The 13,628-nt window shown below is 37.7% G+C and carries 7 protein-coding genes; all 7 read right to left on the bottom strand.

The window, feature by feature from the left end:
* Window positions 1-9: 9 nt before the first annotated feature.
* Window positions 10-3,159: a TonB-dependent receptor gene (locus EA772_RS10055; protein ID WP_246834083.1), complete on the bottom strand. Its 3,150-nt coding sequence runs from the start codon at window positions 3,157-3,159 to the stop codon at window positions 10-12.
* 133 nt (window positions 3,160-3,292) lie between these two features.
* On the bottom strand, window positions 3,293-5,737 hold the full coding sequence (locus EA772_RS10050; protein ID WP_124912865.1) for a glutaminase family protein: 2,445 nt from the start codon (window positions 5,735-5,737) through the stop codon (window positions 3,293-3,295).
* Window positions 5,738-5,953: 216 nt separating this feature from the next.
* Entirely contained in the window at window positions 5,954-6,955 is a 1,002-nt protein-coding gene (locus EA772_RS10045) for a LacI family DNA-binding transcriptional regulator (RefSeq protein ID WP_124912863.1), read from the bottom strand.
* Between the two features lie 199 nt (window positions 6,956-7,154).
* The gene (locus EA772_RS10040) at window positions 7,155-8,807 is read right to left on the bottom strand and encodes a RagB/SusD family nutrient uptake outer membrane protein (RefSeq protein WP_124912861.1); all 1,653 of its coding nucleotides are present in this window, start codon (window positions 8,805-8,807) and stop codon (window positions 7,155-7,157) included.
* Window positions 8,808-8,818: 11 nt separating this feature from the next.
* Entirely contained in the window at window positions 8,819-11,854 is a 3,036-nt protein-coding gene (locus EA772_RS10035) for a SusC/RagA family TonB-linked outer membrane protein (RefSeq protein WP_124912859.1), read from the bottom strand.
* A 288-nt stretch (window positions 11,855-12,142) separates the two neighbouring features.
* Complete coding sequence (gene lpxB, locus EA772_RS10030; RefSeq protein ID WP_124912857.1) at window positions 12,143-13,249, bottom strand: lipid-A-disaccharide synthase; 1,107 nt, start codon at window positions 13,247-13,249, stop codon at window positions 12,143-12,145.
* 98 nt (window positions 13,250-13,347) lie between these two features.
* A complete protein-coding gene (locus EA772_RS10025; protein ID WP_010599794.1) occupies window positions 13,348-13,620 on the bottom strand; it encodes a hypothetical protein in 273 nt (90 codons plus the stop codon).
* Window positions 13,621-13,628: the final 8 nt, after the last annotated feature.

Below are 13,628 nucleotides of genomic sequence, written 5' to 3'. Positions count from 1 at the left end.
TTGTAATCTTTAAAATTTAAGATTTAATCCTAACGATAATGTGGCTGTTTGCGGGTAACGGTTACCATTTGCTCTACCTCCCGTATTTAATTCTGGATCCCAAAGTTTCCAATCACTGAAAGTAAATAAGTTGGTACCAATTAAGTAAACCGCAGCATTTTTGATTTTAACTTTTTCGGTTAAGCTTTTTGGTAAGTTATAACTTAGCTGCGCCGTTTTAAGCCTCAAAAAATTTACATCTTTAACCCACCAAGAACTTTCTAAAGTATTGTTGGTATTATCCGCTTCGCCGTATGCTAAACGTGGATAAAATACATCCTGGCTAGGATTAGATGGTGTCCATCTATCTGTTGCAATGGTATAAGCATTACTTAAACCACCGCCACCATTAAATGGAAATATACCTGAACCACCTAACATAATATCGGCTCCGTGTACGCCCTGAAAGAAAGTGCTTAATGCAAAACCTTTATACGATACATTTAGGCCAAAACCATATACTTTGTTCGGAATATCGCCACGACCGATGTAGGTTTTATCATAATCATTAATTAAACCATCACCATTTAAGTCGGTATACTTAATATCCCCTGGGCGAATAGAAGCTTTTGATCCAGGAGTTGCACTGGCATCAATTTCTGCTTGTGTATCAAATAATTTCTCAGCAAGATATCCATATCTTCCTAAAACGTTGTTACCGATACGGTTCATCCATGGGTAAGGTTGCGCAGGGCGATCATCTTCTACAATTTTATCCTTATTGTAAGTGAAAGTTCCTCTAAAACCAACATCAACCTGACCCAACTTAACGTTATATTCCAACGTAGCGTCAAATCCGCGGTTATCAACCACACCTAAATTCCCGAAAGGCTGATTGGTTAGACCAATATAACCTGGAATTGATGCTCGTTGAAAAAAGATTCCTGTTCTATATTCTTTAAATAAATCGACAATTAAATAAAGGTTATCATTTAATGTTCTAATCTCCATACCCAAATCCTGCTTGCGTGATTCAGCCCAACTTGCATCAACGCCGTAATCGGTAACGTTAATTCCACCTGGGTTTGCAAAGTTTTGTCCAAACTGATAACCTTGCACATTATCTGGCGCTCCTCCATTATCTGATACTAATGTTAAATACGCGAAACGACGACCAGGTAAATCACCGATACCGGTAACCCCATCAGAGTATCTAAATTTCAAGAACGATATGGTGTTTTTCATGCCTTCCCAGAATTTTTCATTTGATGGAATCCATCCTAAACCAAATGCCGGAAAAGTACCAAAACGTTTATTTGGCGCAAAAGATTCTGAGCCATTATAACCTAAGTTAAATTCAGCGAAATAACGATCGTTATAAGAATAGGTCGCTCTAGCGGCTAATCCTAACTGACGGAAAGGAATCGATGAGGCAAAATTAGCGGCGAAAGGTTCTGTACGATCTTCTGAATAACCTAAAACTAAACCGCCAATACGGTGTTTGCCAAATGCTCTATCATAATTAATTGAACCCTCAGCATAAAACTTACGGTTACCACCTCTTGAAGGTTCATAAGACAAGTAATTTTGTGAACTGGTAAAACTCTGAATTAAATCCAATGATCCATCTGCTTTATAAGGGTTATTAATATCTCTTAAAAAGAACGTGCTTTCGCGTTTTGAGCGTTTTATAGAATTATTACTTGCATTATCAAACGCTGCCATTACGGAAGCAGATAATCCTTCAGTAAGCATTTTTAAATCCTGGGTAATTCTTAAATTACTATAAAGCTGATTGCCATATTCCGTTCTGTAGCCACGACGAGTTAAATCGGCATAAGGATTCCGGAAACCACCATTTGAAGAACGTCCTGGAACCAATCCGCCTGGATAAATTACTGGATACTCAACAGGAGATACATCTAAGGCTGAACCGAAAATCGATTCTGTTGTTTCCCCAGGATAGTTACCAGCAGAAACAAACCCCTGCAAGCCTAAATCTAGTTTAGTTGTTCCGGTAAGTTTCAAATTTAAATTACTGGTAAAGTTGTAACGTTTATAATCCATATCTGTATTATAAGACGCTAAATCGGATGTTTTTAAGAAACCCTTCTCGTTATAATACGCTAATGACACATAGTATTGTGCATTATCTACACCACCACTAGCATTTAAATTGGCCCTACGGAGACGACTATAGTCTTTAAATAATTCATTCATCCAGTTTACATTTGGGTAAACCAACGGATCGACACCAGAAGCCGTACGGTTGATATAATCTTGCGAATATTTTGCGGCCTGACCGCGACCAGTTAAAGCCTCATTAGCAAGATTCATGTAAGTTACACCATCTAAGGCTTCTGGATGGCGAGTAAATGTGCTTAAGCCTTCATTATAATCAAAAAAGATTGATGGTTTTCCAACTTTACCTCTTTTCGTATTTACAATGATTACACCATTAGCACCGCGGGCACCATATACAGCTGTTCCTGACGCATCCTTTAAAACTGTAAATGATTCAATATCTTCAGGATCGATGTTGGCAATGCTACGTTGAACCCCATCTACTAATACCAATGGCGAGCTGCTGCCGCCACCAAAGGTAGAGATACCACGCACCCAGATATCTGCTGCACTTCTTCCTGGTTCACCCGTACGCTGTACACCAACTACACCTGCAATTCTACCAGCTAGCGATTGGGTAACACTGGCTACTGGAATCTTAAGTTCTTTCGAATCAATGGTAGACTGGGCACCAATTAATGATACTTTACGCTGCGTACCAAAACCTACCACCGCAACCTCTTCTAGTGAATTAGAACTTGGCGCCAATTGAATGTTCAAATTTTTCTGGTTACCCACAGTTACTTCTTTCGCCTCGTAGCCTACATATGAAACAATAAGTACTGAAGATTCTGACGGTACACTAATGCTAAACGCTCCATTTACATCCGTAGCGGCAACTACTAAAGAGCCTTTTACTTTAACACTTGCCCCAGGAATTGGTGTTCCGGTTTCATCCTTAATTATACCTCTAATTACAATATCGGCGGCAGGACGCTTTGATTCCTTCGTTGCCATTGGTGAAGTATTAATATTTATTGCACCCGCTGATGCATTAAATGTTAATCCAAGTGCCAGAGAAAGTGCACCTAACTTGCAGGCGCTCTCTTTAGTCATAAGCCTTAGCTTAATGAGCCTAGTAAATTTTTTGTTCATAATGGTTGGTTTTGTACTTGGTTAGTTATCTTTTCAGATAGATTAGTTATTCTTTTTGCTTGTTCTTTTTATATGTTGGTTAGTACTTTATGGTTTATTTAATTCCCCAGCTATCGGCCAGCATTTTGATAAAATATCCACCTACAACACTCCTGGCCTGGAAGCCTGCTTTTTTTCCTGATATGGTCTCGTGCCAATCACTTAACGGCACTTTATCAGTAGTTTCAGCAGCATACTTGTAAATGGGCTTTATAAATTTTTGAAATTCCGGTTGATTATCGGTTAACGTTGCAGTCCACATAATCCAATCCGATTTGGTGTAAGCTTTACGACTGTCAAGCGGTAAGCCGAAAGTGTTCTGTTTGGTTAAATAGTAGTTGATTTCTTTGCGATAAACATCATTAGGAAATAAATTTAACTTCAGTAATTTATCCCAAACGAGGTTATATTTTTGGCTCCAGGTATTTTTATCGTTAAAGGTTAGGGCATAATGATCTCCCGCATCAGCCAATTTCTGCCAGTTCTTAACCATATCCAAAGCCGCACTTCTATATTTGGTGGCGATTTCCGTTTTCCCTAATTGCTGAGCCAGCTGGGCGTAAACACCCAAACCTACAATTGCTTTCACCGATAAATTTGCATTACGGGCTAAGTGACCGGCAAAATCATCTGTACACAACTGGTTTGCCGGATCAAATCCTTCTTTTAATAAGTACTCTGCCCATCTCGACATTTCCTTCCAGTGCTTTTCTGCGTAGCTTGCATTTCCTTCGGCCTTGGCAATTGCGCCAACTAAAATGATCATGTTACCGGCTTCTTCCACCGGCATATCTTCCCCATAAATCTGACCGTTGGCAACAGGATAAGTACCAATATCATGGGCAGGATAATCTTTTTTCCATTTCCCACTTTCTGAGTAGTAGAATATGCCGTTCAGCATGCCTTTTAACAATTCAGGATTATACAGCAGATACTGTGGTGCTGAGGGATAAGTTACATCCACCGTGTTGATAAAGCCTCCGCTAAAATTTTCTTTCGATAAAAATAAAATATCACCATTTGGTGCATAAACAATCTTGTGCGCCGCAATACTTTGGCGGTAAGCATACTTGCATAAATCAGCATATTCTTTACCACCAGCTTTTAGTGCATCGGCAACTAACTTCGCATCAAAAGCTTTTGTTTTTGCTTTTAAAGTTGCATAATCGTTATTAGCCTGTGTAAGTTGATTTTCGAAAGTACTTGATGCTGATGTTCTCCAGATTGGTAATAACTGATCGCCGAAATACTCTATAGATTTCAAATCATCGTAACCCAGCATCACATATTTTTCAACTGATTTTGGACCAACGGTGCCAAAAGGTATCACCGTACTCAAGTCTTGTGTTTTTACGTTTAACGCCTGACTTTGCTGAGGATATTTAGCCGATTTAAAACTGTTTAGGTTGTCGATTTGATTACCGATGTATTGCTTTGCACCAAATTTTGTCGGCACCGCAACATACATATAACCCCAATCGATTCTTAAATCATCATTTTTCTTTTTCAGTACTGGTTGTTCAACTGTACCTGCTTTTAAAATCGACAGATTGTTAGTGGTATTTTTCCAAACAGAAACCGATTGATTCGGCGTGTTTACTGCCAAATTTGAAGATGCACTAAAATATACATCAACTTTATGCGCTTTTCCATCAGCAGATTTGGCAGCATAGCTGATATAACTAATTGGTCTGGCTGTTAGTTTAATATTGTTCAATAATAACGGAGAAGTAAAAGTTACCTTTAGGTTTACGCCACCACATTTAAAATCGTAAATGGTGTTGGTTGCCTCAACAGCAACATTGGTTTGAACGGCTTTTAACACTTGGGAGCCATTAGGAATTTCTTCTACAATTCCAGCATCCAAATGCCTTCCTCCCGCAGTATTTTTACAATTGATCGCCAACAAATTTTCACCTTCTTTTAAAAGGTTATTTTCAATCGGGATATAAATATACTCATGCACCCAACCATCTTTCTGGAAAATCATTTTTCCGTTCAGGTAAACAGTAACATTATCATCATGACTAAGCTTTAAATATTTCTTCGCCGAAGAAGTGGAATGGAAAGCAAATTTTCTGCGATAGTAAATCTCGTCAGTGTTCCATTTTGTTTTAGCTGTTTGATCGTCTCCAAACGGCGCATCATCTTTTTTCCATGAACTATCGTCGAATGATAAACTGTTCCAGCCATCAGCTGCTTTTTTAGTGAGGTAACTGGCCTGATAACTGGTTTCATCTGCTGCCGGAAGAATAGTTTTGTAATTTTTGGATTCAGCACCTAAGAATCTGTAAAACTTTCCATCTACCTTAATTACACCCAAAAGCGATTGCTCTTTTCCAGTCCAGTGTTTGGTAACGGAATTGTTTAGTCCATCGCCGAAAGACCAGATGCTTAAATAGGTGTCATGTGCGATTAAAGGATATGCAGGAATTTTGTCTTGCGCCTGAACGCTAAAATGTAGGACGTAGCAGCATACTAACAGGTAGAAATTTCTCATAAATGGCTAATTTGGTTAATATCATTAAAACGTTTTACTAATCTTACCAATTAAAATCTTTCAGTTTGTAACGAAAGAAAAATGTTAATGTATGATATTGGTTAGCGACTAGTTAAGCCTGTCTGGCGTAAAACGTTTTACTAGATCAATATTAAAGAATTAAAATTCATTTTGAAAGCTCCAAAATGCAACATTTATGTGACGATGAACTATTAGTTATCTTTCGATTAGCTTTGCCGGAATAATCACCTTTTGGTTTTCTAGTTTATTTTTAGAAGAAAGCTGATTGAGTATTAGCTGAATAACGGTTTCGGCAATCTCTTCTAATGGTTGCTGCACAGCAGAGATGCTTGGTGTGTGGAGTTCGAAAACTTCATGATCATCGTAAGCGATAACGGAAAGTTCATCTCCTATTTTTTTATTGAGCTGCTTTAAAGCCTTTAATCCACTGATGGCTAAATAGTTGGTAGCGAAGAGTACAGCATCAATATCCTTAGAGCTGAATAATAATTTCATCTGTTCTATGGTTTCAGCCTCATCCTGGTTGAAATGGATTTTAAGTACCAACTCATCATTGTATGGGATATTATGGTCGATGAGTGCCTTCTTATATCCCTCAAAACGTTCGATAATTTGTTCTACATCAATATCGGTAGTTACCAGTGCAATTTTCCCTTTGCCGTTTTTAATAAAGCTTTCAATAGATTGATAGGAAGCCTGGAAATGATCGGCGCCCACGTAATGTGTATCAATATCTGATAAATTCCTATCAAATAAGATCACTGGTTTATTATCTGAAAGGAGCACCTGAATATCTTCTTCAATGCCTTTGGTTGGCGAAATGATGTAACCATCTACCTTCCTCGATTTGAACATATTGATCAGTTCCTTTGCCTTTTCTAAATTGTTCTCCGTACTGGAGTAGATAATTTTATATCCTTTTTTATATGCTTTATCTTCTATTAAGCGAGCGATACGGGAAAAAAATGAATTTGAAATATCTTCAATAATTAAACCTATAATATTGGAATTGCCTGTTCTTAAACTCCTGGCGATCTGGTTGGGTTTATAACCACTTTCTTTGATAATTTTTTCTACCTTTTTAATAACAGCTTCACTAATCGATTTTTCTTTGGCTTTACCATTGATGATAAATGAAACAGTTGTGATGGAGACACCTGCCTTAACAGCAATATCTTTGATTGAAAGGGTTTTCATTATTGGGCGTTCAAATTATTACATTTTCAAAAAGATACCATCCTCAGAATCGTTTTTGAATTTTTGCTAATATAAAGTATAATGATTAATATTTTTTGAAAATTAATCGATTTAGTTCTGAGGCAAATGTAGTTGGCTTGAATGTTAATTTTTGTTAAAAACACAAAAGGCACTCTATAGTGCCTTTTGTGTTTTTAAATTAATATCCTGGGTTTTGACGCAGGTTTTCGTTAAGTGTTCTTTGAATTAGTGGGATTGGGAAGATTTGCCTAAAAGCTGCTGATGGTGTATGATCCCACCAACTTGCTGTATGGAATTTACCAAAACGAATCAAATCATCTCGTCTGAAACCTTCGAAAACAAATTCACGTCCTCGTTCATTTAATAATTCATCCAATGTTAAGGTAGCCGTTGTATATTGATTTGCAGGCCATGTAGCGTCAGTAAAAGCACGTTTTTTACAGTCGTTTATTAACTGAACCGCCTCGGCATTCGCTGAACCCCCATTTTTACGCATTAACGCTTCTGCCTTTGCAAAATATACCCAAGTTAAACGATATAAGTTCCAATCGGTACAGTTATAGTTTAAATCGATAGGAATTGCTTGCCCGTTAACAGTGCCCACAACATTGTTTCCTAACTTATATTTGTTAAACCGAATACCGCTATTTTCTTCGCCCTCACTCATGTTAGATACCGTAGAATTGGCTCTCGCTCTTCGAATTTCATCAACAAAATTAATTTGCTGACCATCATACTCATTACCACCCGAAGCAAGTGCTGCTGCACCATTATCGAATCTAACTTGAGGACCCTGTAACAACCAGGTTGATTTTCTCAAATCATCATTAACGTATTTAGTGTAATTCCCCGGAACCATTACAACACCGTTATTTCCATTTCTAGAGCCACCATAAATCCTATCTTGCTGAAAATGGAAGAATTCGCCGGTCCAAGACGGCTGGGAGTTTGCTACCCTAAACTCATAAGCAATAGCAAAAATCACTTCTTTCGAAAGGTCGTTGGTACTCTTAAACTGATCCGTAATATTTGGATCTAGCGCCATATTTCCGTTTTGACCACCAGCTTCATTATTGATTAATTTATTGGCAGCAGCGATACAATCATCCCAACGGGCCGTTCCTGTCCAAACTTCTGCATTCAAATAAAGTTCCACTAACATAGCATATCCACCTGCTTGTGTCATGCGGCCAATCATATTTCTTGAAAGTTTCGGCGCTTTATCAATGTTATCTTTAATTTCTTTTTCAATAAAAGCGAAAACTTCAGCTCGGGGTCTTGTTTCTGGCTTAGCTGGCACACCAATCTGAGTAACAATTGGAATGTTTCCAAAAAGATCCATCAATTTAAGATAATGATAAGCTCTCAAAAGTTTCAACTCGGCAATGTATGCATCTTTCTCTACCTGAGTTACACCCATCTGTTGTAAAGTACGTTTCTCTAGATTTTCAATAGGATCATTACAATATCCAACCCCGCCAAACATTAGTGCCCAAGCATTATTTAATGGCCCATCATCTACTAACCAAGTGTGGTAGTGCAAACGTTTCCATTTACCACCATCTTCACCATGACGACCTTTAGTTGGCCAGGCCAGTTGGTCGCCAGAAAGTTCTGCTGGCCTCCACCAGCCATCCTGGCCTGAAGGAGTTGCCCAGGCATTGGCATGAGTATAAGGTCTTAATACTGCAGAAAGCACCTCGTTTTTATTATTGTAATAATTATCTGTAATTAATTGACTATATACCGTCTCATCTAGTTTAGTACATGCGTTAAAAAATATCGGCGATACTATTAATGCAGAGAGGATGATTTTTTTATATGTTTTCATTTCTTTTATTATTAAAATCCAAAATTAACACCGAAAACAAAGCTTCTTGTTGTTGGGTAAGGACTTCTAACATCGATACCTAAACTGCGTCCATTGATTTCATTTCCTAAACCAACATCCTGAATGGTATCAGGGTCGTTGCCTGTATAACCTGTTAGTAATGCCAAGTTTTGGCCTACCGCATAAACGCGTAAGCTTCTGAACGCTTTATCTTTGAATTTAAATGTATACCCAAGCGTTACCTCATCGAGTTTTAGAAAACTTGCATTCTCTAAATAATAATCAGAATACATGTATGTATCATTGATTTCAGCGTATTTGGTAAAAGCACTGTTTAACAAGTTACCTTGAGTTCCAAATTTATTTCCGTAAGATAAGGCAACGGTGTTAAGTGCGTCAAAGTCCAACTTGCTTCTTAAGAAAATTCTTAAGTCAAATTGTTTGTACGTAAAAGTGTTCCCCAATGAAAGATAATATTTCGGAATGGCATTTCCAATTGGCTGAAGATCAGTTTGATCTCTAAAAGGAGAAGTATTGATTTGCGCATTCGGAACTGCCTGTCCGGCACGGTTGGTAAACAACCATTTACCGTCTGGTGTAAAGCCTGCAAAACGCTTACCCCAAAACTCGCCAATATTACGACCTTCATAGGTACGGTATGCATTTCCGAGGGCACCTGCGCCACCAATGCTACCAAACTCCACCATATCTCTTTTATAGATATCGTTAGAGAAAGTCACTAATTTATTGTCGATAGTACTTCCTGCAAAATCAATATTCCACGTAAAATCCTTTCCTTTCATTGCAGCATAGCTTAATGAAAGCTCTAAACCTTTAGCTGAAATAGTACCTACGTTGGTATATATTGAACTTTGAACAAATGGAGGTTGAGGAGAAGTATAAGTATAAAGTAAATCAACAGTGTTACGTTTGAAAACCTCTATTGAACCACTTAATCTGTTATCAAACATTGCAAAATCTACACCTAAATTGTATTCACGTTTACGTTCCCATCTTAAATCTGGATTTGGATTACGAGAAGGACCGTATGTTTGTAGCCAGTTATTTCCTGGGAAAGGATATAAATTACCAGTACTTAGTGTTACTAGCGATGCATAGTTTTCAAAACCAGAGTTACCCGTTTCCCCATAACCTGCTCTTAGCTTTAAGAAATTAAGCCATTTGGTATTTTCCATGAATTTCTCACGGGTAATTTCCCATGAAGCAGATACAGCAGGAAAGCTAGCCCACTTATTGTTTTTTCCAAATCTTGAAGAGCCCTCTCTTCTTAATACCGCTTCAAAGTTCACTTTACCATCAAATGTATAGTGTACACGACCGAATAATGCAATTAGCGTATTATCGTTTTTATTACTAGCGATGCCGATTCTGTTTACTCCAACGGGCACACTACCTAAGTTATTTTCTTCAAAAAGATCATTCGTGTAGCCACGGTTATTTGCACTAAATTCTTCATTTACTTCATAACGATAAGAATATCCTACCATTCCAGTTAAACGGTGTTTTTCATTAATCGCTTTATTGTATTCTATCGTAGGTTCAAAGTTGAAATTTTGTTCTAGCCGAGTCCCTTTGTAAGCGTAGCCACCACCTGGAGAATCACCATTTTCAACAGAATTTTGACTTCCGATCTGGCGATACTGGTTATCAACAAACTGATTTCTCTGATAAGCAACAAATGCCGAAGCTTTCAAATCTTTTATAATATCAATGTCGATCTTACCATCCACTGAATATGTTTGCTGACTTCTTTTGTTTTTTTCCTGTGCTAAACGAGCAACTTCGTTAGTAATGTTTCTAGTAAATAAATAAGAGCCATCAGGATTAAAATATGATTCTGTAGGATTTTTAACTAACACAGTTTCCCAACCTCCGCCACCTAATAAATTGGCATTATTAATATTGGATGCAATATTAAACATTGCAGAAACCTTGTCTTTAAAACCCTTTTGTGTTAGGCTCATTCTAAACTGATATTGCTCTCTGCTGTTCGCCTGGGAGAAACCGTCCAATTTATTATAAGTAAATGAAGCACGATAGCTAGATTTATCGCCACCACCAGCAACAGAAAGATTTTGGTAATTGGTTAGATTATCTTTGTTAATCAGGTCATTAAAATAATCAAAGTCGCCTCCAAAATCCTTAGCTACATATTGTCCGCTTGCCAGTTTTTCCCGAAACTGAGTTGCATTCATAAAATCAGGGCGTTCATATAAGGTTTCATGTCTGAGGTAACCGTTGTAGCTGAACTGAGAAGGCCCTTTACGCCCTTTCTTAGTAGTTACTAAGATTACACCGGCATTGGCACGAGTACCATAAATTGCTGCTGCCGACCCATCTTTTAACACTGTAAAAGATTCGATGTCGTCTTGTTGAAGTAAATCCAAGTTACCTCCCGGGATACCATCGATAACAATTAGTGGAGAAAGTGATCCGGAAATGGAAGTTACCCCACGAAGCTGTATAGCTACACCTGAATTTGGATTTGAACTATTTCTTGAAATTTGCAGGCCGGCTACTTTACCTTGCAATAAATCAAGGGCGTTTCTAGCACCACTTTGTCTGAACTGTGAGGTATCAACTTTGGTAATTGCCGATGTCAATTCTCTTTGGCTACGTGTACCGTAACCAACTACTACCACATCATCAAGCTTAGTATCGGCCGATACTGCAAGTTTAATGTTTAAGCTGGTTTGAGTACCTACAGTTATATTCTGAGTTTTATAACCGATGTACGTAAATTGAAGCACATCATTTGCATTTGCTTCAATCTTAAACTGTCCATTCGGATCCGTAATTGATGAAACACCAGATGTGATATTTTTAACACCAACACCGGGGACAGGAAGATTTTGTTCATCAACAACTTTACCTGTAATCGTTTGCTTAGCACTAACTTGATGCCAGGGGATGTCGAATCCGAATAATTTCTTATGATCTTTATGATCAAAGCCTTCCGAAAACGCTGGCAAACTCGACAATACAATTGCAGAGAGACCAGTAAGTTTTAGTAAATTAATTTTCATTAGCTATTTTGTTATTTTGTTGGAAATTGAATAGGTTCTCGAAGATGTTTTATGGAAATAACTTTATAAAAATTCCATTACACATAGAAATGCATGATTTATTTAGGTTAGCGCTAGTTTAAAGGGTATGATTAATTTACCAATGTTAAAAAAATTTCAAGTGTAGTAAATCGATTTAATAGTAAAAAAAATGTTACAAAAACGTTTTACTTAAATTTACCTCATTTCTCACTGAGTTATAGGCATTGGAGCTCCTGTACTCTAATTAAATTTTAATCATTACAATATTTATTTTTTGAGATAATTAAAAATTAACTTCGCTGTTTTTTCAGATGCGCCGGGCTTTCCCATTAATAAAAGTAAATCCTCGTAATTACTAAGCATGGTTTTTCGTCCCTCACCTGAAACTATTGCCTGAAGTTCTTCGCTTAATTTCTTTGAATTACAATCCTCCTGAATGAGCTCTGTAACAATTTTTTTATCGACGATCAGATTGACCAGTGAAATGAACTTAATTTTCACCAACATCCTCGCGATAGCAATAGAAATGGCCCCACCGCGATAAACTACCACTTGTGGAACCTTGAATAAAGCCGTTTCTAATGTTGCAGTTCCCGAAGCCACTATTGCAGCGTGAGCGTGATGAAGTAGATTGTAAGTATTACTAAATAAAAGAGTGACTTTTTTGCCTTTTATAAATTGATGATAATATGCCTGATCAAATGTTGGTGCAGCAGCAATTGCAAATTGATAATCCGGGAACTGATCAGTAATGCTTAACATGACGGGCAGCAACCGCTCTATTTCCTGCCTTCTGCTGCCAGGTAGTAAGGCGATGATTTTTTTGCCGCTTAAATTGTGATTTGTTAAAAATTGAGGATCAGGTGAAAATGCTGCTTGCTCATCCAAAAGTGGGTTTCCGACATAATCCACGTCCATGCCCCACTCCTTGTAAAAATCTACCTCAAATGGAAGGATGCAAAACATATGATCGACAACCTTTTTAATTTTGAGCACACGCTTTTGGTTCCATGCCCAAATTTTCGGAGAGATGTAATAGCAAACCTTGATATTATTTTCTTTTGCAAATTCAGCAATTTTTAAATTGAAACCAGGAAAATCGATCAGGATCAGCACATCAGGTTTCCAGCTTAAAATATCTTCCTTGCATTTTTTAAGATTTTTGAAGATCGTTCTTAGATTTAGTACTACCTCGGTAAAACCCATGAAAGCCATATCGGCATAGTGTTTTACCAATTCACCACATTCAGCCTGCATTTTATCGCCACCAAAATAACGGAACACGGGATCACGATCTTCCAGCTTTAAAGCTTTCATTAAATTTGCACCGTGTAAATCGCCTGATGCTTCTCCGGCTACGAGGTAGTATTTCATTGGAGTAACTCACTTATCGTCATTGCGAGGTACGAAGCAATCTTAAATCGGATATCTAAAATAAGATTGCTTCGTACCTCGCAATGACGGTTATAGTTTTAAAAAACTTTATAGGCGAAAAAAATGAAGGCACACAAAAATGTGGCGGCTAAAATTCCCCGGCCAATATTTAATTTATTGTATTTGAAAAAGTGTTGCATCACATAAGCGTTAACTGCTATGCCACCGATGTATAATAAATCCGCTTTTGCTAACGATGCGACATGATGAATGATGTACCAGGCGATGGAGCATAAAATTGCAGGGATCATCAGTCCGATACCTAATCCGATCCATACCGAATCGTTCAGTTTTCTTAGCTTTTCGTTCATCGCTGAAA

Source organism: Pedobacter sp. G11 (genome assembly GCF_003860265.1).
In the GTDB taxonomy this organism is placed as follows: Bacteria; Bacteroidota; Bacteroidia; order Sphingobacteriales; family Sphingobacteriaceae; genus Pedobacter; species Pedobacter agri.
Note: the sequence above shows the minus strand (reverse complement) of the source record. Positions and strands in the feature narration are given on the sequence as shown.